Here is a 23,356-nt window from a genome sequence, read left to right on the forward strand (position 1 = left end):
CAGGCAAAGCGATAATATCGATATCCTGCCCCAGATATAGGCTTAGTTTATGGATGTGCGAAGCCTGCGCTACTTCATCGCCGCCTACGAGGGCGGCTCGATCAGCGCCGCCGCACGGCGCTGCCACGTGGCGCAACCCTCCATCTCGACCGCGCTGGTACAGCTGGAGGAGCGGCTGGGCACGCCGCTGTTCGAACGCCACCGTCGCGGCATCACGCCCACCGAAGAGGGACACCGACTCTATCCACTGGCGCGCCAGGTCAGCGAGGACCTCGATGCCATCAGCCGGCTGTTTCGCACCCCGGCACCGCCGACACCGGTTCGTCTGGGGTTGATGCGTTCCCTTGGCGCCAACCGCATGACCGCCCTGCTCAAGGAGTACATCGGCCAGGGCGACAACCTGGCCCTGACCCTGGTCAATCCGGAGGAGCGCTGCGATGCGCGCATCATCGGCGAACAGGACCTGTCGCCAGGCGAGGCCTTCCAACCGATCTGGCACGACAGCTACCGCCTCGCGCTGCCCAGCGGGCACCCGCTGGGCCTGAAGGGCACTGTCTCGCTGTCCGATCTAGACGGATTGCCGTTCATCTGGCGCCACCCTTGCGCCGCCATGCAGCAGCTGGCCACGGCGCTCAGCGATGCCGGCGTGCGCTGCCAGGTCCGTGCGCGCCTGCGTACCATCGAATACACCCTGGGGCTGGTGGCGGCCGGGGTCGGTGCCTCGCTGGTGCCGGCCTGGCCGGAGATCCTCAGTCATCCGGACGTGCAGAGCCGCCCCCTTGCCGAGCTCGATATTCGCCAGACCATCGGCGTCGCCTACCCGGCGCGACAGGCCATGCCTGCTCTCGAGCCGCTGCTTCAGCTCGGCAGAGCGGCGTGGGAGACTCGCGAGCGCAGCTGATCGAATACAGCCAGCCCCGCTGACAGGGCGCTCTGCATGGGCTCGCCCCGTTGGTAGAAGGCCAGCAGCGCAGCGTTGAATGCGGCAGCCCGGCATGGCAGCCCCTCCCGCTCGTAGCGGGCCGCGCGCAGCGCGACGCGGTCATGGAAGGCCTCGCGGTCGACCTCGACCTCACCGCCCAGATTGTCGACGCTGATATGAAAGCGCAGCCCGCAAGCTCGGGAGAAGAGCATTTCCAGTGCCTGCGGCGCCACTTCGGCCTGCTCGAAGCGGCGTTGCTGCTCTGCGTTGCGTCCGTCGGGCAGGTACCAGTAGCCGTAATCCTCCCGCAGACGCCGCTGCTCACCGGCGATGCACCAATGGCTGATCTCGTGCAAGGCGCTCGAGTAGAAGCCTCGCGCGAAGATCACTCGATGCCAGGGAACGACATCGTCGGCGGGCAGGTAGAGCGGCTCGTCGCCGCCACGTACCAGCCGGGTATTGAAACGCTGCTGAAAGAGGCCGTCGAACAAGGCGATCACGTCATCGAGGTGATGCGTCACGGGTTCTCCATGCATGACGAATGGCCCGCCAGTATAGGCGAGTCGTTTGCGCAGCGAAATTCACCGGGAATTGCTAACATATTCGGTTTCCTTGGCATGTGGCCAAGGCCTGAGATGCATGGAGCACCCCCTTGGCAACGTTCTTCACCGACCTGCTGAGCGTCAGCCGCACGGAAACGCGGCCCCTGCTGCGGCTGACCTTGCCGATCTGCGGCGCCCAGCTGGCTCAGGCAGGCATGAGCGTCACCGACGTGATGATGACGGGCCGTGTCAGCGCCACTGACCTGGCGGCGGTCTCCGTGGGCTCCAGCCTGTGGCTGCCGTTGATGCTGTTCATGACCGGCACGCTGATGGGGCTGACGCCTATCGTCGCCCATCTGCTGGGAGGTGGAGCCACCAAGCATATCCGCCCTAACGTCCACCAGGCGCTATGGCTCGCGCTGGCCCTGGGGCTGTCGTCGGCGGCACTGCTGTGGCTCTTGGTGGCCCCTATCTTTCGCCTGTTGGAAGTTCCCCCCGAGGTTGCCCATCGCTCCTCGGCCTATCTCGCCGCCGTCGCCTTCGGCATGCCGGGCGTCGCCCTGTTCCAGGCGTTGCGCGCCTTCTCCGACGGCATGAACCATACCCGTCCCTCGCTGTGGATCAGCCTGGTGGGACTCGGCGTGAACATCCCCAGCAACTTCGTGCTGATCTACGGCGGCGATGGACTCACCGGTTTATTCGGCAGTTGGCTGCCGACCTGGCTACAGGAACTGCCGGCCCTGGGGGCACTGGGCTGCGGCATCGCCACCGCCCTTTCCATGTGGACCATGTGCCTGGCCATGGCAGCGTATACACGTCGCTCCAGGGCCTATGGCGACGTCTCGCTATGGCACTCCCCAACACTGCCCCGCTGGCGCCTGATCGGCGAACTGCTCTATGTGGGCGTTCCCATCGGCGTGGCGATCTTCGTCGAAGTGACGCTGTTCACGCTGATCTCGCTGTTCATCGCCAGCCTGGGAGAAGTGACGGTGGCAGCGCACCAGGTCGCCCTGAACTACACCTCGATCCTGTTCATGCTGCCGCTGGCGCTGAGCATGGCACTTACCGTCAGGGTCGGTAATACGCTCGGCCAGGGCAAGCCCATGCAAGCTCGGATGGTGGCTTGGAACGGGGTGCTGGTCTCGGTGCTGATCGCCCTGTTCAACAGTGCGCTGCTGTGGTTCACGGCAGAGCCTGTCATGGCCCTCTACACTCATGATACGGCCGTCCAGCGCCTGGCCTTGTCGCTGATCCTGCTGGCCATGCTGTATCAGATCTCCGACTCGCTCCAGGTCAACCTGGCCGGCGCCCTGCGAGGCTACAAGGATACAAGGGTCATCATGCTGATCACCCTGCTCGCCTACTGGGCGGTGGGACTAGGCGGCGGTCATTGGCTGGGAACCCGCGGCCTGCCCGGCGGGAGCGGCCCGCTCGGCGTGCATGGTTATTGGATTGGCCTGATCGCCGGGCTCACCGTGGCCGCGGCCCTGCTTGGCGCACGCTTACGGTGCAAGGCCAAGGGAGTCGCGAATGGCAAGCTGGATATCGCTCGGGATTGAAGCGAAACGCTACCTGGCCCCTCTCATGCTCGTACTGTCACTGGTTGGCTGCCGCAGCGAGGAAGAGGCTGAAACCAGACTCGTACGATACCAGCAGGCTCTGGCCGAGGGGTTGGGCCAACCAGCCCCGCAAGCAAGCGCCCCACCCAATATTGGCGCTTTCCCCGACCGCAACGAACGCCTTCACGAAATCCCCGAGACCCGTGAGAGCATTCTCAAGGTCTATGCCCTGCGCGAGTGCCGGATCACCTCCCTAGTCGCCGCACGCAACAATCAGCTCGGTCGGGTGGCGCCACCCAGCCAGCAATGGATCTACGAGCTCGAACTCTGGCGCCGGCTGCACGCCTGCTGGCAAAGCAGCGTGCCGGAGACGCTCGCCGAGGCCGACCGTGAGCGACTCGGGCGGCTCACGCGGACCAAGACCGAGCAGTTACCCATGGTGAGCTGGAACAGTCTGTTCGATTCCGAGGAGTGGGTACGCAACTTCTCCCGCGCAAGCTCACCGCTGGCGCCAGACGACACCCATGGCATCGAGGCCCAGTTCGAGGCGCTGACTTGGCTGCACCAAGCCACCCTCAACCAGTTCAACCCCACCTGGCGTCATGAGTCGTCCACCCTGGAGCACCACCTCAAGTCGCTGCGCAGCCGTCCGCTGACGGCTGAGTTGTTGCGTGCCCTGCTGCTCGCCGAGCAGCGACTGGCAGAAGCTACCGCCATGCTGGCCGACACTCTCACTGCCGATGACACCTGCAGCAGGCTCTCGGCGACGCCCGACGAACTGGGTCGGCGCCAGGCCGCCAGGCAGGCCTTGGACTGGCTGGAACGACTCGAAGCCTTGGCCACCCGCTGGCTGACGATGCTCGACAACCTGATCGAGAGCCACATCCCTCCTCCCGAGACGGTCAGCGCCTATCGGGAACGCTGGCTATCGCTGGAGAACCCCGACGCCCCGCTGCCCGCTCTGCGCCAGGCACGCCGCGAACATCGCCAGCATTGGCATGCCCTGGTCGAGCGCTGTTCATGAAAAGGCGTCGCCGGACTTAACTTGTACGGCGACTCTGTGATATTGGTGATTCGTAAGAGGTAGGAGTCGATCCCGTCAGCCTTGCCGCAGCCGTGACCTTTCCGCTCGGCCCATGCAGAATCTGGAGGGAGAAACATGGGTATGCCACTGTCACCCCGCCCTGCCCGGGTCATCGACCTGGAAACGATGCGCCAGAAACTCCAGGCCAGGCGACGCCTGGTCCGCCTCTCCCCCGAACTCGACGGACTCGAGATGGTCTACAGCCTGTCCTCGGAGCCGGACGCCCTCTACGGCATGCCTATACTCGCCTGGGGGCTGCGTGAGGACGGCGACGTGGTCGGCCTGGTGCCCTGGATGGAAACCTTGACCCCCTGCCACCAGCTCGACGACGCCGAACACGGCTGCTTCGTCGGCTATCGCGATCCCGAAACCGAGGAGCTGCTGGAGTCCCCGCCACCTCACAAGGCCTGCGAGCTGGAGCATGCCGCCGCCTATTTCGACTACGAGGAAACTCGCGAGGTGACGCTGATTCAGCAGATTCCCGATACACAGGGCACTCACGCCTTGTGCATCGACGACGACAGTCACCCCTGGCAGCTCAAGCAAGTGTTCGGCTGGCGCCTGTATAGCGACGGCAACGTGGAGGCACTCCTGGCAGACGAATCCCTCGTCGAATCAACGCCGATCCTGCCCGGCGATGCCTGCCTCTATCCCGGAAAGAGCCGTCACAGGATGGTCTATTTCTTTCAGCGCAGTATCGCCAACCGCATCCGTGAGCAGGACCCCAGCACGCTCGAAGCGTTGGCCCTGATGGTGGTGCCTAGCGCCGCGAAGGAAGCCGATGATTGAGGGGAGGCCCCAGACCAGCGGACTGGCAGTACATCAGCCCAACCGGATAAAGTAGAGGTATTGCCCGTCCGACTCCTGCTGCGAGATCAGCTCATGGCCGAGAAAGCTGCAGAACTTGGGCACGTCACGAGTGGTCGCCGGATCCGTGGCGATTACCTTCAGAATCTCGCCAGGCTGCATGTCGCGCACCTTGTTGTGCATCAACATGATGGGCTCCGGGCAGTAGAGTCCGGTCGTATCCAGCTCAGCCTGATGGGTGGAGGTGGGCTGTGAGTCGGCGGTATTCGTCATCGATCGACCTCGGCGTAGGGAGCTGCTAGATGATCAAGATCATTATCGAACGTCGTATCATGCCTGGCCTGGAGGAGGAATACGAGGAGGCCGCACGTGAAGCCATGCGTCACTCCCTCGGTGCCAGGGGATTCGTTGGCGGTGAAACCCTGGTTGAACGAGGCCATAGCGACCGGCGCCTGATGATCGTGAAGTGGCGGGATTTGCGCACTTGGAACGAGTGGTACGCCAGCGAGGCGCGTGCGCGGGCCATGCAACGCATCCTGCCGCTGCTGACCGAGGACGAGACCATCCGCATCTACGAACCCTCCTACTGAGAGAGCCCGCCCGCGTCAGTCCCGCAGCCGGACGTGCACCGTGACCTCTTCGCGGTCGTGATAGAGATGCCGGCAACGCAACGTGGCGCGCACGCCGGCATCCGCCACTGCATCTTCCAACTGGGCCAGGCAGCGTTCGACCTCTTCCCAGCGCCGCCTCATCGGCAGCTTCAGGTTGAACACTGCCTCCCGGCACCAGCGCCGGGTCAACCAGCGCTGCACCATCGCCGTCACGCGAGCCGGCTTGTCGACGATGTCGCATACCAGCCAATCCAGCCGATACGGCGGCTCCCAGACGAAACCGTCCTCGCGTAGATGCTCGACCATGCCCGTGGCCATCAGGTCGCCTTTCATAGGGCCATTGTCGATGGCATAGACATGCATGCCCCGAGCCACCAGTTGCCAGGTCCACCCGCCAGGTGCCGCCCCCAGATCCGCCGCCTGCATTCCCTCAGAAAGGCGCACGTCCCACTCTTCGCGCGGAATGAACTCGTGCCAGGCCTCCTCGAGCTTTAGCGTCGAACGGCTGGGCGCCGCCGCGGGGAAGCGCAGCCGGCGAATACCGCCAGGCAGTTCGCTGCGGTTACCCGGAAAGCTCATGCCCAACTGCACGAGATCGCCACCCATCCAGAACAAGTGCAAGCGGCGCCCGCCGGCCTTGCGACGAAGGGCACCCCGCTTACGCAGGGCCGACTCTATAGGACGTGTCAGCGCCTTGATCAAACCTGCTAGCGCCTTGCCCTCGTTGGTATCGGGCGTCTCATGCCAGATCGAATCGAAACTCCAGCCGCTCTCCATCACCTGCTTGAGGATGGGAGACAGCCTGTCGTCACGCTTCAGCTGTAGTGACGGCAGCGCCACCAGACTCTGGCGCGCGAAGATGAGCCGCTCGAACGCCAACTGACGATGCAGCTCATTGGCCGGCCGCTCATCGCCGACGACCAAGTTCACGAACCCGGACTGATCGATGAACTCGGCTTTGCCCTGCCAGCCGAGTCGCTCGACGTTTGCCGCCACTTCGGCTGCCACATCGGCCTCGAAACCAGGGCGACAGTAGAAGAGCAGCTGATCGGGCACCATGCGTTCTGCCAGGCTGGACATCGACGTTTCTCTCACGGATTCGTTGGTGCCGCATGGTACCAGCCCCGGCCTTCGCTGTCGGCCCTCTCGGCATCGTTAAAAAATCGTATTTTAAAATTTCCTAATGCTCGATATTGGTGCGCAAAAAACGGCAATTTGAAAGCGATTTCGGCTCATATCAATGTCTAATTCCGACATAGCCTATGCGATTGCTGCATAATGGTGCATTGAATTATAGTGAGCGCACCTAATTAAACTCAGGATGCTCTCAATGACCTACATCCACGACACTCTCGAAGGGCTGCGCAGGAGCAGTCCGGCCCAGGGCGAGTTCTACCAGGCCGCCGAGGAAGTGCTCGAATGCCTGCGTCCCCTGCTGGAGGCCGCGCCACGTTACCACCAACACAGCATCATCGAACGCATCGTCGAGCCGGAACGTCAGATCATGTTCCGCGTCAGTTGGGTCGACGATGCCGGCAAGGTTCAGGTCAACAAGGGCTATCGCATCCAGTTCAACTCGGCACTCGGCCCTTACAAGGGCGGCCTGCGCTTTCATCCCAGCGTCAACGCCAGCATCATCAAGTTCCTGGGCTTCGAGCAGATCTTCAAGAACGCCCTGACCGGGCTACCCATCGGTGGCGGCAAGGGAGGCTCCAACTTCGACCCGAAGGGCAAGTCCGACGGCGAGATCATGCGCTTCTGTCAGTCGTTCATGAACGAGCTGTACCGCCATATCGGGCCGACCATCGACGTTCCCGCTGGCGACATCGGCGTGGGCGCCCGGGAAATCGGCTACCTGTATGGCCAGTACAAGCGTCTCACGGGCCGCTACGAAGGAGTGTTCACTGGCAAAGGGCTGAACTGGGGCGGCTCTCTCGGCCGAAAGGAAGCCACCGGCTACGGTGCGGTCTACTTTGCCCAGAACATGCTCGAAGCGCACGGCGATAGCATTACCGGAAAGACCTGTCTGGTATCCGGTGCCGGCAATGTGGCCATCTACACGATCGAGAAGCTCTACCAACTCGGCGCCCGGCCCATTACCTGCTCGGATTCCCGCGGCACGATCCATCACCCAGATGGGATCGACCTCGACACGCTGAAGCTGCTCAAGGAGGTCAAGCGAACCTCGCTGCGCGAGTACGTCGAGCACCACCCTGAAGCAACGTATATCGATGCCCAAGACTACCCGAGCGACGGCCATGCCGTATGGCGCATCAAGGGAGAAGTTGCCTTCCCCAGCGCCACGCAGAACGAGGTGACCGAGGCCGATGCCAACGCCCTGCTTAACAACGGCGTGCACTGCATCAGCGAAGGCTCGAACATGGCCGCCACCGCCACCGCCGTCGACCGCTTCCTCGAGGCCAGGATCGCCTACGGCCCCGGCAAGGCCGCCAATGCCGGCGGCGTGGCCACCAGCCAGCTCGAGATGGCGCAGAACAGCAGCATGCAGCAGTGGACCCTGGAGAAAGTCGATACCAAGCTGCAGGCAATCATGGCAGATATTCATCGGCAGTGTGCCAGCACCGCCGAGGAGTTCGGCGAACCAACCAACTTGGTACTTGGCGCCAACATCGCCGGCTTCCGCAAGGTGGCGGATGCCATGATCGATCAAGGCGTCGTATAAGCCACCCCATCCTTGCCGCCGAGATTTTCGGCACTACTGATGCAAAAGCCCCTGACCTCGCGGCCGGGGCTTTCATCATATAGATATTTTCTCGCGCCCCGCTACGCAGCCACCTTCAACCCCACCAGGCCGGCAAGGATGAGCACCAGGCTGAGCAGCCGCAGCGGCGAAGCGCTATCGCCATAGATCAGAATACCCAGCAAGACCGTACCCACCGCACCAATCCCCACCCAGATCGCGTACGCGGTACCCACGGGCAGCACCTTCATTGCCTGTGCCAGCAGATAGAAACTGGCCACCATCGCCAGAAGCGTGAGCAGACTGGGAAGCGGTCGGGTAAAGCCGGCCGACGCCTTCAGGCCCAGCGCCCACGCCACTTCGAGAAGACCGGCAACGACCAACATCAGCCAGGCCATTGGAGATTTCCTTCTTGAGGGTCCGAGGCCGTCCCCGGGTTGCAGCACACCATCGGGTCGTCCCGCTGGCGATCAGAGTCGTTTTGGAGCCCCTGAAACGACGAAACCCAGCCTCATTCGAAGCTGGGTTTCTGAAGAGATGCCTGACGATGACCTACTCTCGCATGGGGAGACCCCACACTACCATCGGCGCTGAGCGGTTTCACTGCTGAGTTCGGCATGGGATCAGGTGGTTCCCACTCGCTATGGTCGTCAGGCGAAAACGGTTGGAATCATGCTGCGTGATCGTCTCGCCCGCGCCTACCGGCGCGCTGCGTATCCGTCAATCGTGCGCGATGCGCAGACCCCTTGGGGTTATATGGTCAAGCCTCACGGGCCATTAGTATCGGTTAGCTCAACGCCTTGCAGCGCTTCCACACCCGACCTATCAACCAGCTGGTCTCGCTGGGCCCTTCAGGAGGCTCGAGGCCTCGGGGATGTCTCATCTTGAAGGGGGCTTCCCGCTTAGATGCCTTCAGCGGTTATCCCGTCCGCACGTAGCTACCCGGCAATGCCACTGGCGTGACAACCGGAACACCAGAGGTGCGTCCACTCCGGTCCTCTCGTACTAGGAGCAGCTCTTCTCAAACATCCAACGCCCACGGCAGATAGGGACCGAACTGTCTCACGACGTTCTAAACCCAGCTCGCGTACCACTTTAAATGGCGAACAGCCATACCCTTGGGACCGACTTCAGCCCCAGGATGTGATGAGCCGACATCGAGGTGCCAAACACCGCCGTCGATGTGAACTCTTGGGCGGTATCAGCCTGTTATCCCCGGAGTACCTTTTATCCGTTGAGCGATGGCCCTTCCATACAGAACCACCGGATCACTAGAACCTACTTTCGTACCTGCTCGACGTGTCTGTCTCGCAGTCAAGCACCCTTATGCTCTTGCACTCAATGCACGATTTCCGACCGTGCTGAGGGTACCTTCGTGCTCCTCCGTTACGCTTTGGGAGGAGACCGCCCCAGTCAAACTACCCACCACACACTGTCCTCGATCCGGATCACGGACCTGAGTTAGAACGCCAATGATGCCAGGCTGGTATTTCAAGGTTGGCTCCACCCGAACTGGCGTCCGGGGTTCCTAGCCTCCCAGCTATCCTACACAAGCAACATCAGCGTCCAGTGTGAAGCTATAGTAAAGGTTCACGGGGTCTTTCCGTCTAGCCGCGGGTACACAGCATCTTCACTGCGATTTCAATTTCACTGAGTCTCGGGTGGAGACAGCGTGGCCATCATTACGCCATTCGTGCAGGTCGGAACTTACCCGACAAGGAATTTCGCTACCTTAGGACCGTTATAGTTACGGCCGCCGTTTACCGGGGCTTCGATCAGGAGCTTCGCCCGAGGGCTAACACCATCACTTAACCTTCCGGCACCGGGCAGGCGTCACACCCTATACGTCCGCTTGCGCGTTTGCAGAGTGCTGTGTTTTTAATAAACAGTTGCAGCCACCTGGTATCTTCGACCGCCTCGTGCTCCAGCCGCGAGGGCCTTCACACTAACGCGGCGTGCCTTCTCCCGAAGTTACGGCACCATTTTGCCTAGTTCCTTCACCCGAGTTCTCTCAAGCGCCTGGGTATTCTCTACCTGACCACCTGTGTCGGTTTGGGGTACGGTCCCACTGTATCTGAAGCTTAGAGGCTTTTCCTGGAAGCGTGGCATCGATGACTTCCACCCCGTGGGGTGTTCGTCTCGCCTCTCGGCCTTGGGATCCCGGATTTGCCTAAGATCCCAGCCTACTGGCTTTCACCAGGACAACCAACGCCTGGCCCACCTAGCCTTCTTCGTCCCCCCATCGCAATACAGTGAGGTACGGGAATATTGACCCGTTTCCCATCGACTACGCCTTTCGGCCTCGCCTTAGGGGCCGACTCACTCTGCTCCGATTAGCGTCGAACAGAAACCCTTGGTCTTCCGGCGGGGGAGTTTTTCACTCCCCTTGTCGTTACTCATGTCAGCATTCGCACTCGTGATACCTCCAGCAGACTTCTCAATCCACCTTCATCGGCTTACACGACGCTCCTCTACCGCGAGCATGCATCCTTGATACCACTCTTCCCCTCCCGACTCGACGTTCGGGACGGCTTGGACGTCGCTTCGCGACGCCAATCGAATAGCATCAAGTGATGCATGCTCACCCGTAGCTTCGGTACCTGGTTTAGCCCCGTTACATCTTCCGCGCAGGCCGACTCGACTAGTGAGCTATTACGCTTTCTTTAAAGGATGGCTGCTTCTAAGCCAACCTCCTAGCTGTCTGAGCCTTCCCACATCGTTTCCCACTTAACCAGGATTTCGGGACCTTAGCTGACGGTCTGGGTTGTTTCCCTTTTCACGACGGACGTTAGCACCCGCCGTGTGTCTCCCACGCTTGCACTCACCGGTATTCGGAGTTTGCCTCGGGTTGGTAAGCCGGGATGGCCCCCTAGCCGAAACAGTGCTCTACCCCCGGTGGTGATACGTGAGGCGCTACCTAAATAGCTTTCGAGGAGAACCAGCTATCTCCGAGCTTGATTAGCCTTTCACTCCGATCCACAAGTCATCCAAATCTTTTTCAACAGATCCTGGTTCGGTCCTCCAGTTGATGTTACTCAACCTTCAACCTGCTCATGGATAGATCGCCCGGTTTCGGGTCTATTCCCAGCGACTGGTCGCCCAGTTAAGACTCGGTTTCCCTACGCCTCCCCTATTCGGTTAAGCTCGCCACTGAAAATAAGTCGCTGACCCATTATACAAAAGGTACGCGGTCACCCCACGAAGGGGCTCCCACTGCTTGTACGCATACGGTTTCAGGATCTATTTCACTCCCCTCTCCGGGGTTCTTTTCGCCTTTCCCTCACGGTACTGGTTCACTATCGGTCAGCCAGGAGTATTTAGCCTTGGAGGATGGTCCCCCCGTCTTCAGTCAAGGTTTCACGTGCCCCGACCTACTCGATTTCACGACACTCAGGTTTCGGCTACGGGACTATCACCCCCTATGGTCGAGCTTCCCAGCTCGTTCGCCTACCAGTCGTGCCGCTTAAGGGCTACTCCCCGTTCGCTCGCCGCTACTGGGGGAATCTCGGTTGATTTCTTTTCCTCGGGGTACTTAGATGTTTCAGTTCCCCCGGTTCGCCTCCCAACACCTATGGATTCAGTGTGGGATACCCAGCTGGTGCTGGGTGGGTTTCCCCATTCGGAAATGCCCGGGTCACAGGTTGTTTGCCACCTCACCGAGCCTTATCGCAGGCTACCACGTCCTTCATCGCCTCTGGCTGCCAAGGCATCCACCGTATGCGCTTAATCGCTTGACCATATAACCCGAAGGGGTCTGGTCTGCGATCACGTACGACAATTGCCGGATACGCTTGAAACGTATCACTTTTGCTTTCTCCTTGCGGAGAAAACGTGTCAGCATGATTCACATTGTTAAAGAGCAGACTGTCAATCGACAGTCATAAACCCGACATCGCAAGGTGCGACGATGGCTTATGACTGCAGATCCGATCAGGGTAGACTGCGGGGAAGTGGTGGAGCCAAGCGGGATCGAAGTCGTGCGCGACCCCGGCGCGACCACCTGACGTGCAAGGCAGGCGCTCTCCCAGCTGAGCTCTTCCGGACTTTCCGAAGAAAGTGGTGGAGCCAAGCGGGATCGAACCGCTGACCTCCTGCGTGCAAGGCAGGCGCTCTCCCAGCTGAGCTATGGCCCCACTGATCACCGCATTGCAACTGGCGATGAATTTCGTCGGAGACAAGGCGCTTTGGGCCGACGCATAGCTCGCTATGCGAGGTTCAAAGCAACGCCGTATCCGGCGAAATTGGTGGGTCTGGGCAGATTTGAACTGCCGACCTCACCCTTATCAGGGGTGCGCTCTAACCAACTGAGCTACAGACCCGGCTTACAACCACTGGGTCGTCGACCCAAACAGTCTTTGCTCTGGCCGATCAGGTAATTCATTGTGAGCACTTGCCGCGAGGCGTGATACGTCGTTTAAGGAGGTGATCCAGCCGCAGGTTCCCCTACGGCTACCTTGTTACGACTTCACCCCAGTCATGAACCACACCGTGGTGATCGCCCTCCCGAAGGTTAGGCTAACCACTTCTGGTGCAGTCCACTCCCATGGTGTGACGGGCGGTGTGTACAAGGCCCGGGAACGTATTCACCGTGACATTCTGATTCACGATTACTAGCGATTCCGACTTCACGGAGTCGAGTTGCAGACTCCGATCCGGACTGAGATCAGCTTTCTGGGATTAGCTCACTCTCGCAAGTTCGCAACCCTTTGTACTGACCATTGTAGCACGTGTGTAGCCCTACCCGTAAGGGCCATGATGACTTGACGTCGTCCCCACCTTCCTCCGGTTTGTCACCGGCAGTCTCCCTAGAGTTCCCGACCGAATCGCTGGCAAATAGGGACAAGGGTTGCGCTCGTTACGGGACTTAACCCAACATTTCACAACACGAGCTGACGACAGCCATGCAGCACCTGTCTCTGCGTTCCCGAAGGCACCCCTTCGTCTCCGAAGGGTTCGCAGGATGTCAAGGGTAGGTAAGGTTCTTCGCGTTGCATCGAATTAAACCACATGCTCCACCGCTTGTGCGGGCCCCCGTCAATTCATTTGAGTTTTAACCTTGCGGCCGTACTCCCCAGGCGGTCGACTTATCGCGTTAACTGCGCCACAAAGTCCGCGAAGGACCCAACGGCTAGTCGACATCGTTTACGGCGTGGACTACCAGGGTATCTAATCCTGTTTGCTACCCACGCTTTCGCACCTCAGCGTCAGTGTCAGTCCAGAAGGCCGCCTTCGCCACTGGTATTCCTCCCGATCTCTACGCATTTCACCGCTACACCGGGAATTCTACCTTCCTCTCCTGCACTCTAGCCTGACAGTTCCGGATGCCGTTCCCAGGTTGAGCCCGGGGCTTTCACAACCGGCTTATCAAGCCGCCTACGCGCGCTTTACGCCCAGTAATTCCGATTAACGCTCGCACCCTCCGTATTACCGCGGCTGCTGGCACGGAGTTAGCCGGTGCTTCTTCTGTGGGTGATGTCTTTCCTCCCGGGTATTAGCCGGAAGGCGTTCTTCCCCACTGAAAGTGCTTTACAACCCGAGGGCCTTCTTCACACACGCGGCATGGCTGGATCAGGCTTGCGCCCATTGTCCAATATTCCCCACTGCTGCCTCCCGTAGGAGTTCGGGCCGTGTCTCAGTCCCGATGTGGCTGATCATCCTCTCAGACCAGCTACGGATCGTCGCCTTGGTGAGCCGTTACCTCACCAACCAGCTAATCCGACATAGGCTCATCCGATAGCGCAAGGCCCGAAGGTCCCCTGCTTTCTCCCGTAGGACGTATGCGGTATTAGCCTGGGTTTCCCCAGGTTATCCCCCACTACCGGGCAGATTCCTATGCATTACTCACCCGTCCGCCGCTCGCCACCAGGGAGCAAGCTCCCCGTGCTGCCGCTCGACTTGCATGTGTTAGGCCTGCCGCCAGCGTTCAATCTGAGCCATGATCAAACTCTTCAGTTTCAAATCATTGCGGTTCTTGCTCGCCCCTTCCCGAAGAAACGGACGAAAGCGAACCAAACTCGGCTCAAGGTCAAAGCTTCTCAAAAGACCCGAAGGTCTCGACGAGTCGCTTGCCTTGAAATGGTGTGACTTCTCACCACCTCATCGACAAGCGCCCACATGAATTACCTGATCGATTGTTAAAGAGCAGCTCGCTTGCTGTCGTGGCCGTCGATCCCGTGACCGAGGGGCCTCGCCAGCGCCCTGCGAGGAAGGCGTATTCTACTGAAGCGTCGGAGTTTGTCAACTCTCTTCGAGGCCGTCACCGAGGTGATCCTGACCGCGAAGACCCGCCTGAGCCGGCGACCGCAAGCCCGCTTGCGGACTTGCTTTCGAGTGGGGCGCATTCTACCGAATCCACCGTGGGCGTCAAGCGCGAATCTTGCGAAGCGAGTCGAAAAATTCAAAGCATGACAACCACTTACCACTCCTCCCACCGCTGGCCACGTTGCCCGTCGCCGGCAGCGGATGCGTACTTTAAGGGGTGCCGACCGATGACGCAACCCTCCGCGTCAAAAAAATATAGCTCAGGATTCAGACGTCAGCCATGACGGCGATCAATTTTCTCATGCTCGTACACGCCGTACCACGCGACATCAAATGACGAAGAGGTCGACGAATCGATGTACCGGCGTGGCTTCCAGCTGCGCCCGATCGCTGCACAACGAGAATATTCGCTCGCAGCGCCCGGCGGGGAAGCGCGTGGCCAAGTTGCGCCGAAACTTCTCCTCGAGGATGGGAATGCCTTCGTCGCGACGTCGGCGGTGGCCAAGCGGATACTCCACTTCGATGCACTCCGTGGCGCTGCCGTCGCCGAAGTAAACCTGGATGGCGTTGGCGATTGAGCGCTTGTCGGCGGCAAGATACTCCTGGGTGTAGCGGGGCTCCTCTCTCACCTCCATCTTGTCGCGCAGCGTATCGATCAGCGGATGCTGGCGATGAAAGTCATCCTCGTAGTGTTCGGCGGTCAGATCGCCGAAGATCAACGGCACGGCCACCATGTACTGCAGGCAGTGGTCACGGTCCGCCGGGTTGGCCAACTCGCCCTCCTTGGAGATGATGCGAATCGCCGATTCATGAGTGGTGATGACGATACGCTCGATCTCCTCGAGGCGGCCCTTGACCTGAGGGTGTAAACGCACGGCGGCCTCGCAGGCCGTCTGCGCATGGAACTCTGCCGGGAAGGCGATCTTGAACAGGATGTTTTCCATCACGTAGGTGCCGAATTCGCGCTGGAAGCGAAGCTTCCTCTCCCCTTCCGGCTTGAGCGCCTGGTCCTTGTTGGTCTTGGAGAAGAGCACGTCGTAGAAGCCCCACTGCGGTGCGCTGAGCACCCCGGGGATCCCCATCTCGCCACGCAGGGCAATATCAGCCAGGCGCACGCCGCGAGACGTGGCGTCTCCCGCGGCCCAGCTCTTGCGCGAGCCGGCGTTGGGTGCATGGCGATAGGTACGCAGACTCTGCCCGTCGGCCCAGGCATGCGACAACGCCGACAGCAGTTGCTCCCGGCTCGCCCCCATCAGGTGGGCGGCTACCGCCGTGGATGCCACCTTGACCAGCACCACATGATCCAGCCCGACCCGGTTGAAGGAGTTTTCCAGCGCCAGCACGCCCTGAATCTCGTGCGCCTTGACCATCGCCTCGAGCACGTCGCGCAGGGTCAGCGGTGCCTCGCCCTGGGCGACTCGCTTTTGCGAGAGGTAATCCGCCACGGCGAGAATGGCACCCAGGTTGTCAGAGGGATGCCCCCACTCGGCGGCAAGCCAGGTGTCGTTGTAGTCGAGCCAGCGCACGATGCAGCCGATGTCCCAGGCGGCCTTGACCGGATCCAGGCGAAAAGAGGTGCCGGGCACACGCGCGCCATGAGGCACCACCGTACCCTCGACGAGAGGGCCCAGATGCTTGGTGCATTCCGGAAAGCGCAGCGCCAAGAGGCCGCAGCCCAGGGTATCGATGAGACAGTTGCGTGCGGTATCCAGCGCCTCCTCGCTCTCGATCCGATAGTCGAGAACGTAGTCGGCGATCATCTGCAGTTCAGGGTCGTAATCGGGACGGACGTTGCGTTCGACGGTGGTGCTCATGCTCCCTCCTGTCTCAGGCTCGATGTCGTCTCCTCTCACTATAGAAAACGCCCCAAGCCTTGCGACCCGGGGCGATACCTGGCACGGCGAATGCCTAGAACGAATCGCCGGGCACTCGCACCCACCCTTCCATCAACACCCGGGCGCTGCGGCTCATCACCGCCTTGGTTGCCGTCCACTGGCCATTGGACTGGGAGGCTTCCGCTCCCACTCGCAGGGTGCCGGAGGGATGGCCGAAGTGCACAGAGTTGCGCTCGCCGCCGCCTGCCGCCAGGTTGACCAGGGTGCCGGGCACCGCCGCCGCCGTGGCGATGGCCACGGCTGCCGTGCCCATCATGGCATGGTGCAGCTTGCCCATGGAGAGCGCGCGCACGACAAGGTCGATGTCCGAGGCCATGATCGCCTTGCCGCTCGAGGCGACATAGTCGGCCGGCGGGGCGACGAAGGCCACCTTGGGCGTGTGCTGGCGCTCGGCCGCCTCGCTGACCTCCTTGATCAGCCCCATGCGCACCGCGGCATGGGCGCGAATCGACTCGAACATCGTCAGCGCCCGGGTATCGCCGTTGATCGCCTCCTGCAGCTCGGTGCCGCTATAGCCGATCGCCGCGGCATTGACGAACACTGTCGGAATACCGGCATTGATCATGGTGGCCTCGAGAGTCCCCACCCCCGGCACCTCGAGTTCGTCGACCAGGTTGCCGGTGGGGAACATGGCGCCCTCGCCGTCGGCCGGGTCCATGAACTCGACCGCCACCTCGGCGGCCGGGAAGGTCACGCCGTCGAGCTCGAAGTCGCCGGTCTCCTGCACCTCGCCGTTAGTGATCGGGACTCGTGAGACGATGGTCTTGCCGATATTGGCCTGCCAGATACGCACCGTGGCGATGCCGTTCTCGGGGATGCGCGAGGGATCCACCAGGCCGTTGCTGATGGCGAAGGGACCGACGGCGGCGGAGAGATTGCCGCAGTTGCCGCTCCAGTCGACGAAGGGCTTGTCGATGGAGACCTGGCCGAACAGATAGTCGACGTCGTGATCCGGACTTTCGCTCTTCGACAGGATCACCGTCTTGCTGGTGCTGGAGGTGGCTGCACCCATGCCGTCGATCTGCTTCTGGTAGGGATCGGGGCTGCCGATCACCCGCAGCAACAAGGCGTCACGGGCCGGGCCGGGCCGGCGCGCCGCCTCGGGCAGATCCTCCAGACGAAAGAAGACGCCCTTACTGGTACCGCCACGCATGTAGGTGGCAGGAATCTTGATTTGAGGAACGTGGGCCATGGCACTCGCTTCGTGAAATGACGGAGAACCCCGGCGATGACGCCGGGGCGTTCACGTGATGTGTGGATCAGGCCACCGCTTCGGACTCGAGAAAGTCCTGGGCGAAGCGCTGCAGCACGCCACCGGCGGAGTAGACCGTAACCTCCTCGGCGGTATCCAGACGGCAGATCACCGGTACCCGCTCGACGTCACCGGACTTGCGGTGAATGACCAGTTCGAGCGTTGCCCGAGGCGCCGGCTTGCCTTCGACGTCATAGGTCTCGGTGCCGTCGAGCTTGAGCGTGTGGCGCGTGGTGCCCTCCTGGAACTGCAGCGGCATCACACCCATGCCCACCAGGTTGGTGCGGTGGATGCGCTCGAAGCCCTCGGCGACGATGGCCTCCACGCCGGCCAGCGCCACGCCCTTGGCCGCCCAGTCGCGCGAGCTGCCCTGGCCGTAGTCGGCCCCGGCGATGACGATCAGCGGCTGTCCGCGCTCCATGTAGGTCTCGATGGCCTCCCACATGCGGGTGACCTTGCCTTCCGGCTCGATGCGCGCCAGCGAACCCTGGATCACCTCGCCCTTCTCGTCCCGCACCATCTCGTTGAACAGCTTGGGGTTGGCCAGCGTGGCGCGCTGGGCGGTGAGGTGGTCGCCGCGGTGGGTGGCGTAGGAGTTGAAGTCCTCCTCCGGCAAGCCCATCTTGGCCAGGTACTCGCCCGCCGCGCTGTCCAGGAGAATGGCGTTGGAGGGCGACAGGTGGTCGGTGGTGATGTTGTCGGGCAGGATTGCCAGCGGCCGCATGCCCTTCAGCGCACGCTCACGCGCCATGTTGCCCTCCCAATAGGGCGGACGACGAATATAGGTACTCTGCGGACGCCATTCGTAGAGCGGGCTCTTGGCCTGTTCTACCTCGTCGAGGTTGAACATGGGGATGTAGACCTGCTTGAACTGCTCCGGCTTCACGTACTCGTCGACAATGGCATCGATCTCTTCGTCGCTGGGCCACAGCTCCTTGAGGGTGACGGGGTTACCGGCCTTGTCGTAGCCCAGTGCGTCCTTCTCGATGTCGAAGCGCACGGTGCCGGCAATGGCGTAGGCCACCACCAGCGGCGGCGAGGCCAGGAAGGCCTGCTTGGCGTAGGGGTGGATGCGCCCGTCGAAGTTGCGGTTGCCGGAGAGCACTGCGGTGGCATAGAGGTCGCGGTCGATGATCTCCTGCTGGATCTCCGGGCGCAGCGCGCCGGACATGCCGTTGCAGGTGGTGCAGGCGTAGGCGACGATGCCGAAGCCGAGCTTCTCGAGTTCGGGCAGCAGGCCGGCCTCCTCCAGATAAAGGCGCGCGACCTTGGACCCGGGGGCGAAGGAGGATTTTACCCAGGGCTTGCGTACCAGGCCCAGTTCGTTGGCCTTCTTGGCCAGCAGCCCCGCCGCCACGACGTTGCGCGGGTTGGAGGTATTGGTACAGCTGGTGATGGCGGCGATGATCACCGCGCCGTCGGGCATCCTGCCGGCCCTCTCCTCGGCCAGGGCCTGCTCCAGGTTCACGGCGATGCCGCGCTCGGCCAGCGCCGAAGTCGGCAGGCGACGATGGGGGTTGGAAGGCCCGGCCAGGTTGCGCTCGACGCTGGAGAGATCGAAGGTGAGCACGCGCTCGTACTCGGCATTCTTCAGGCTGTCGGCCCACAGCCCCACGGTCTTGGCATAGTTCTCGACCAACGCCACCTGCTCCGGCTCACGGCCAGTGATGGTCAGGTAGTCGAGGGTCTGCTGGTCGATGTAGAACATCGCCGCGGTGGCGCCGTACTCCGGCGTCATGTTGGAGATGGTAGCGCGGTCGCCGATGGTGAGGCTATCGGCGCCTTCGCCGAAGAACTCCAGGTAGGCGCCCACCACCCGCTCCTGGCGTAGGAACTCGGTGATCGCCAGCACGATGTCGGTGGCGGTGATGCCGGGCTGGCGCTTGCCGGTCAGCTCGACGCCGATGATGTCGGGCAGGCGCATCATCGAGGGACGCCCGAGCATCACGGTCTCGGCCTCGAGCCCGCCCACGCCGATGGCGATGACGCCCAGGCAGTCGATATGCGGGGTGTGGCTGTCGGTGCCCACGCAGGTATCGGGATAAGCCACACCATCGCGGGCCTGGATCACCGGCGACATCTTTTCCAGGTTGATCTGGTGCATGATGCCGTTGCCGGCGGGGATCACGTCGACGTTCTCGAACGCGGTGCGGGTCCAGTCGATGAAATGGAAGCGATCCTCGTTACGGCGATCCTCAATGGCCCGGTTCTTGGCGAAGGCATCGGGGTCGTCGCCGCCGCACTCCACGGCCAGGGAGTGGTCGACGATCAGCTGGGTCGGCACCACCGGGTTGACCTTGGCCGGGTCACCACCCTTCTCGGCGATGGCGTCGCGCAGGCCGGCCAGGTCGACCAGCGCCGTCTGGCCGAGGATGTCATGGCACACCACCCGCGCCGGGTACCAGGGGAAATCCAGGTCGCGCTTGCGCTCGATCAGCTGCTTGAGCGCATCGGTGAGCAGTTCCGGCTCGCAGCGGCGGACCAGCTGCTCGGCCAGTACGCGAGAGGTATATGGAAGGGTGTCGTAAGCTCCGGGCTGGATCGCCTCGACGGCCTCACGCACGTCGAAGTAGTCCAGCGCGGTGCCGGGAAGCGGTTTGCGATATTGAGTATTCATGGGTCGACGGTCTTCGCGTGGTGTGAGATCGGGCGAGGAAGAAGGCGGCCCGAAGGCCGCCTGTACGTGCAGGTTCAGTCACGCTCCTCGATCGGTACCCACTGGCTCTTCTCGGGGCCGATGTAGTCGGCACTGGGACGAATGATACGGTTGTTGGCGCGCTGCTCGAAGACATGGGCACACCAGCCGGTGACGCGCGAACAGACGAAGATCGGCGTGAACAGCTTGGTGGGAATGTCCATGAAGTGATAGGCGCTGGCGTGGAAGAAGTCGGCGTTGCAGAACAGCTTCTTCTCGCGCCACATCACCGCCTCGACGCGCTCGGAAACCGGATAGAGCACGGTGTCGCCCACGTCCTCGGCGAGTTTTTTCGACCACTCCTTGATGATGGCGTTGCGCGGGTCGGACTCGCGATAGATCGCGTGGCCGAAGCCCATGATCTTCTCCTTGCGCTCGAGCATGCCCATGATCTTTTGCTCGGCCTCTTCCGGCGACGTCCAGTTCTCGATCATGGCCATGGCCGCTTCGTTGGCGCCGCCATGCAGCGGGCCGCGCAGCGAACCGATCGCACCGGTCACGCAGGAGTGCATGTCGGAGAGCGTCGATGCACACACCCGGGCGGTAAAGGTCGAGGCGTTGAACTCGTGCTCGGCATACAGGATCAACGAGACATTCATCACCCGGGCATGCAGCTCGGAGGGGGCCTTGCCACGTAGCAGGTGCAGGAAGTGAGCGCCTACCGACTCGTCGTCGGTCTCGGTCTCGATGCGCACGCCGTCATGGCTGTAGCGATACCAGTAGCAGATGATCGACGGCAGCACCGCCAGCAGGCGGTCGGAGACGTCTTGCTGCTGCTCGAAGTTCTCCTCGGTCTCGAGGTTGCCGAGCATCGAGGCACCGGTACGCATCACATCCATCGGGTGCGCGTCCTTGGGGATCTGTTCGAGCACGGCCTTGAGCGCTGCCGGCAGGCCGCGCAGTCCCTTGAGCTTGCTGACGTAGGCGTCAAGCTCGGCCTGGCTGGGCAGCTTGCCCTTGAGCAGCAGATAGGCCACTTCCTCGAAGCGCGCCTTCTCGGCCAGTTCCTTGATGTCGAAGCCGCGATAGGTCAGGCCGGAACCGGTCTTGCCGACGGTACACAGGGCCGTGCTGCCGGCGCTCTGGCCGCGCAGGCCGGCACCACCGATGGGTTTGTCTGACATGTCGTGTCTCCTTGATATGGCGTGTTGTTATCGGCGTAACGGGTCGGACTCAGGTGTCCGCGCCTTTCTCGGCAAACAGCGCATCGAGCTTCTGCTCGAAGGCGTGGTAATTGAGGAAGTCGTAGAGTTCGTCGCGGGTCTGCATCAGCTCGACCACGTCGCGCTGATGGCCGTTTTCCAGGATGCTGCGATAGACCTTCAGCGCGGCCGCATTCATGGCGCGGAAGGCCGACAGCGGATAGAGCACCATGCGACAGCCCACCTCGGCGAGCTCCTCCTGGCTGAACAGCGGGGTGGCACCGAACTCGGTGATGTTGGCCAGGATCGGCGCCTCGACCCGCTCACAGAAGGCGCGGTAATCGTCCAGGGTATGCACCGCCTCGGCGAAGATCGCATCGGCGCCCGCCTCGATGCAGGCGTTGGCACGATCGATGGCGGCGTCGAGCCCCTCTTTCTGGAAGGCGTCTGTACGCGCGATCAGGGCGAAGTCCGGGTCGATGCGTGCGTCGGCGGCGGCCTTGATGCGATCGACCATCTCCTGACTGGAGACGATCTCCTTGTTGGGACGGTGCCCGCAGCGCTTCTGCGCCACCTGATCCTCCAGGTGAACCGCCGCCACGCCGGCACGCTGCATCTCCTTGACGGTGCGCGCGATATTGAACGCACCGCCCCAGCCGGTATCGATGTCCACCAGCAACGGCAGGTCGGTGGCGCCGCAGATGCGATGAGCGTCCTCGACCACATCGTTCATGGTGGTCATGCCCAGGTCGGGCAGGCCGAAGGAAGCATTGGCCACCCCACCGCCGGAAAGATAGATGGCCTGATGGCCGACCCGCTCGGCCATCATCGCGGTATAGGCATTGATGGTACCGACGATGGGCAGCGGCCGGTTGGCGTCGAGGGCGGCACGAAAGCGAGCGCCGGGCGTGGGTTGCGTCATGGATAGGCTCCTGTGTGATCGTTCGAGCCGGCCTCAGGCAGTGGCCTCGGCCTGCTCCTTGAGAATCTCGGCGTAGCGGTCGGCCACGTTGGCCCGCGAGGCGCTGACGTGACGGCGCATCAACAGCTCGGCCAGCTCGGCATCCCCCGCCTCGATGGCATCGACGATGCGGTGGTGTTCGACAAAGGCGCGCTGGGGCCGGGTGCCGCTGGCACTGAACTGGGTGCGATAGAGCCGCACCAGGTAATAGAGGTCGTCGCACAGCATCGTCATCAGCATGCGGTTATGGCTGCCCTGCACGATGCGATAATGGAAATCCAGATCGCCTTCGCGCTGGTAGTAGGCCTCACCGCTCTGGAGATCCGATTGACGCTCATGCAGCGCCAGCACCTCGCGCAGGCCGGCGATCTCCTCGCGGGTCATGTGCTCGGCGGCCAGGCGTGCGGCCATGCTCTCGAGCGCCTCGCGCACGTCGAACAGCTCGAGCAGTTCCTTCATCGACAGCTTGATCACCCGCGCCCCGACGTGAGGCACGCGCTCGATCAGGCGATGAGCCTCCAGGCGACGCATCGCCTCGCGCAGCGGGCCGCGAGAGATGCCGTAGGTCTTCGACAGGCCCGGCTCGGTGATCTTGCTGCCCGGCGCCAGCTCACCGCGGACGATGGCATCCTGAAGCTGGTGAAAGACGCGTTCGGCCAGGGTGCGAACTTCCGGAGAGGTTTGTTCTGGAGCGGCTGAGTTCATGGCAATTGTCGACAATTAGTGAATGAAGTGACTTTAGACACTGCCTCATCTCTGGTCAACCTCCCTGACGGAGCGATATCCTACGCCTTTGGTTGTAATGCGAGAAACTGTCACTGCACTTGATGTCGACAATCTTGCCAGCGTTGACGCGAGGATCGTTAACAAAGCAACGACTCTCACGACAAAACGCACACTGCCCCCTAGAATGGTTGGCCCGTT

The 23,356-nt window shown here is 62.0% G+C and carries 16 protein-coding genes, 3 tRNA genes and 3 rRNA genes; 6 read left to right on the top strand and 16 right to left on the bottom strand.

All coding sequences use genetic code 11. The features are described from left to right. Positions 1-49: 49 nt before the first annotated feature. A complete protein-coding gene (locus I4484_RS14340; protein WP_197447933.1) occupies positions 50-901 on the top strand; it encodes a LysR family transcriptional regulator in 852 nt (283 codons plus the stop codon). Here the strand turns inward: I4484_RS14340 and I4484_RS14345 are convergent. Beyond that, positions 859-1,443, bottom strand: coding sequence for an elongation factor P hydroxylase (locus tag I4484_RS14345; RefSeq protein ID WP_234283448.1), 585 nt, complete (start codon positions 1,441-1,443; stop codon positions 859-861). The genes I4484_RS14340 and I4484_RS14345 overlap by 43 nt on opposite strands. Positions 1,444-1,574: 131 nt before the next feature. On the opposite strand from I4484_RS14345, the gene I4484_RS14350 reads away from it, so the two are divergent. The 3 genes from I4484_RS14350 to I4484_RS14360 all read left to right on the top strand — a co-directional run bounded on the left by I4484_RS14350 (position 1,575) and on the right by I4484_RS14360 (position 4,896). Next, on the top strand, positions 1,575-3,023 hold the full coding sequence (locus I4484_RS14350) for an MATE family efflux transporter (RefSeq protein WP_197447935.1): 1,449 nt from the start codon (positions 1,575-1,577) through the stop codon (positions 3,021-3,023). Then, on the top strand, positions 2,995-4,047 hold the full coding sequence (locus I4484_RS14355; RefSeq protein ID WP_197447936.1) for a DUF3080 family protein: 1,053 nt from the start codon (positions 2,995-2,997) through the stop codon (positions 4,045-4,047). Before I4484_RS14350 ends, I4484_RS14355 begins: the two co-directional genes overlap by 29 nt. Before the next feature lie 135 nt (positions 4,048-4,182). After that, entirely contained in the window at positions 4,183-4,896 is a 714-nt protein-coding gene (locus tag I4484_RS14360) for a hypothetical protein (protein WP_197447937.1), read from the top strand. Between the two features lie 33 nt (positions 4,897-4,929). Here the strand turns inward: I4484_RS14360 and tusA are convergent, their stop codons facing one another. Beyond that, on the bottom strand, positions 4,930-5,187 hold the full coding sequence (tusA, locus tag I4484_RS14365; RefSeq protein WP_197447938.1) for a sulfurtransferase TusA: 258 nt from the start codon (positions 5,185-5,187) through the stop codon (positions 4,930-4,932). A 29-nt stretch (positions 5,188-5,216) separates the two neighbouring features. Here tusA and I4484_RS14370 point away from each other — a divergent pair, with 29 nt between their 5' ends. Further along, on the top strand, positions 5,217-5,504 hold the full coding sequence (locus I4484_RS14370; RefSeq protein ID WP_197447939.1) for an antibiotic biosynthesis monooxygenase: 288 nt from the start codon (positions 5,217-5,219) through the stop codon (positions 5,502-5,504). A gap of 15 nt (positions 5,505-5,519) precedes the next feature. Here the strand turns inward: I4484_RS14370 and rlmM are convergent, their stop codons facing one another. Beyond that, positions 5,520-6,605: a 23S rRNA (cytidine(2498)-2'-O)-methyltransferase RlmM gene (rlmM, locus tag I4484_RS14375; protein WP_197447940.1), complete on the bottom strand. Its 1,086-nt coding sequence runs from the start codon at positions 6,603-6,605 to the stop codon at positions 5,520-5,522. A gap of 250 nt (positions 6,606-6,855) precedes the next feature. Here rlmM and gdhA point away from each other — a divergent pair, with 250 nt between their 5' ends. After that, complete coding sequence (gene gdhA, locus I4484_RS14380) at positions 6,856-8,208, top strand: NADP-specific glutamate dehydrogenase (protein ID WP_197447941.1); 1,353 nt, start codon at positions 6,856-6,858, stop codon at positions 8,206-8,208. A gap of 101 nt (positions 8,209-8,309) precedes the next feature. On the opposite strand, the gene sugE is transcribed toward gdhA, so the two are convergent. From sugE to I4484_RS14445, 13 genes are all read right to left on the bottom strand, one after another. Next, a complete protein-coding gene (gene sugE / locus I4484_RS14385) occupies positions 8,310-8,624 on the bottom strand; it encodes a quaternary ammonium compound efflux SMR transporter SugE (protein WP_197447942.1) in 315 nt (104 codons plus the stop codon). Positions 8,625-8,765: 141 nt separating this feature from the next. Further along, positions 8,766-8,881 (bottom strand): 5S ribosomal RNA (gene rrf / locus I4484_RS14390). Positions 8,882-8,982: 101 nt separating this feature from the next. Continuing rightward, positions 8,983-11,963, bottom strand: a 23S ribosomal RNA gene (locus tag I4484_RS14395). A 214-nt stretch (positions 11,964-12,177) separates the two neighbouring features. After that, a tRNA-Ala gene (locus tag I4484_RS14400) sits at positions 12,178-12,266 on the bottom strand. Positions 12,267-12,283: 17 nt separating this feature from the next. Next, a tRNA-Ala gene (locus I4484_RS14405) sits at positions 12,284-12,359 on the bottom strand. A 109-nt stretch (positions 12,360-12,468) separates the two neighbouring features. Then, a tRNA-Ile gene (locus tag I4484_RS14410) sits at positions 12,469-12,545 on the bottom strand. A 96-nt stretch (positions 12,546-12,641) separates the two neighbouring features. Next, positions 12,642-14,181 (bottom strand): 16S ribosomal RNA (locus I4484_RS14415). The 16S, 23S and 5S rRNA genes sit together here with 3 tRNA genes alongside, the layout of an rRNA operon. A 635-nt stretch (positions 14,182-14,816) precedes the next feature. Further along, positions 14,817-16,301: a 2-methylcitrate dehydratase gene (gene prpD / locus I4484_RS14420; protein ID WP_197447943.1), complete on the bottom strand. Its 1,485-nt coding sequence runs from the start codon at positions 16,299-16,301 to the stop codon at positions 14,817-14,819. 94 nt (positions 16,302-16,395) lie between these two features. Then, positions 16,396-17,574: a 2-methylaconitate cis-trans isomerase PrpF gene (gene prpF, locus I4484_RS14425; RefSeq protein WP_197447944.1), complete on the bottom strand. Its 1,179-nt coding sequence runs from the start codon at positions 17,572-17,574 to the stop codon at positions 16,396-16,398. A 67-nt stretch (positions 17,575-17,641) separates the two neighbouring features. Continuing rightward, positions 17,642-20,251, bottom strand: a complete 2,610-nt coding sequence (acnD, locus tag I4484_RS14430) for a Fe/S-dependent 2-methylisocitrate dehydratase AcnD (RefSeq protein ID WP_197447945.1) — start codon at positions 20,249-20,251, stop codon at positions 17,642-17,644. Positions 20,252-20,325: 74 nt separating this feature from the next. Continuing rightward, positions 20,326-21,453, bottom strand: coding sequence for a 2-methylcitrate synthase (gene prpC, locus I4484_RS14435; RefSeq protein WP_197447946.1), 1,128 nt, complete (start codon positions 21,451-21,453; stop codon positions 20,326-20,328). Positions 21,454-21,502: 49 nt separating this feature from the next. Next, positions 21,503-22,393 carry a methylisocitrate lyase gene (prpB, locus tag I4484_RS14440; RefSeq protein WP_197447947.1) on the bottom strand — a complete coding sequence of 297 codons (891 nt, stop codon included), beginning with the start codon at positions 22,391-22,393 and terminating at the stop codon, positions 21,503-21,505. A gap of 33 nt (positions 22,394-22,426) precedes the next feature. After that, entirely contained in the window at positions 22,427-23,137 is a 711-nt protein-coding gene (locus tag I4484_RS14445) for a GntR family transcriptional regulator (RefSeq protein WP_197447948.1), read from the bottom strand. Positions 23,138-23,356: the final 219 nt, after the last annotated feature.

The sequence above is a fragment of the Halomonas sp. SS10-MC5 genome (assembly GCF_015992245.1).
In the GTDB taxonomy this organism is placed as follows: domain Bacteria; phylum Pseudomonadota; class Gammaproteobacteria; order Pseudomonadales; family Halomonadaceae; genus Halomonas; species Halomonas sulfidoxydans.

What these genes read in the sequence shown, in the direction of transcription:
- I4484_RS14340 (WP_197447933.1), top strand. Translation starts at nt 50, where the DNA reads ATGGATGTGCGAAGCCTGCGCTACTTCATCGCCGCCTACGAGGGCGGC.
- I4484_RS14355 (WP_197447936.1), top strand. Translation starts at nt 2,995, where the DNA reads ATGGCAAGCTGGATATCGCTCGGGATTGAAGCGAAACGCTACCTGGCC.
- I4484_RS14360 (WP_197447937.1), top strand. Translation starts at nt 4,183, where the DNA reads ATGGGTATGCCACTGTCACCCCGCCCTGCCCGGGTCATCGACCTGGAA.
- tusA (WP_197447938.1), bottom strand. Translation starts at nt 5,187, where the DNA reads ATGACGAATACCGCCGACTCACAGCCCACCTCCACCCATCAGGCTGAG.
- I4484_RS14370 (WP_197447939.1), top strand. Translation starts at nt 5,217, where the DNA reads ATGATCAAGATCATTATCGAACGTCGTATCATGCCTGGCCTGGAGGAG.
- rlmM (WP_197447940.1), bottom strand. Translation starts at nt 6,605, where the DNA reads ATGTCCAGCCTGGCAGAACGCATGGTGCCCGATCAGCTGCTCTTCTAC.
- gdhA (WP_197447941.1), top strand. Translation starts at nt 6,856, where the DNA reads ATGACCTACATCCACGACACTCTCGAAGGGCTGCGCAGGAGCAGTCCG.
- sugE (WP_197447942.1), bottom strand. Translation starts at nt 8,624, where the DNA reads ATGGCCTGGCTGATGTTGGTCGTTGCCGGTCTTCTCGAAGTGGCGTGG.
- prpD (WP_197447943.1), bottom strand. Translation starts at nt 16,301, where the DNA reads ATGAGCACCACCGTCGAACGCAACGTCCGTCCCGATTACGACCCTGAA.
- prpF (WP_197447944.1), bottom strand. Translation starts at nt 17,574, where the DNA reads ATGGCCCACGTTCCTCAAATCAAGATTCCTGCCACCTACATGCGTGGC.
- acnD (WP_197447945.1), bottom strand. Translation starts at nt 20,251, where the DNA reads ATGAATACTCAATATCGCAAACCGCTTCCCGGCACCGCGCTGGACTAC.
- prpC (WP_197447946.1), bottom strand. Translation starts at nt 21,453, where the DNA reads ATGTCAGACAAACCCATCGGTGGTGCCGGCCTGCGCGGCCAGAGCGCC.
- prpB (WP_197447947.1), bottom strand. Translation starts at nt 22,393, where the DNA reads ATGACGCAACCCACGCCCGGCGCTCGCTTTCGTGCCGCCCTCGACGCC.
- I4484_RS14445 (WP_197447948.1), bottom strand. Translation starts at nt 23,137, where the DNA reads ATGAACTCAGCCGCTCCAGAACAAACCTCTCCGGAAGTTCGCACCCTG.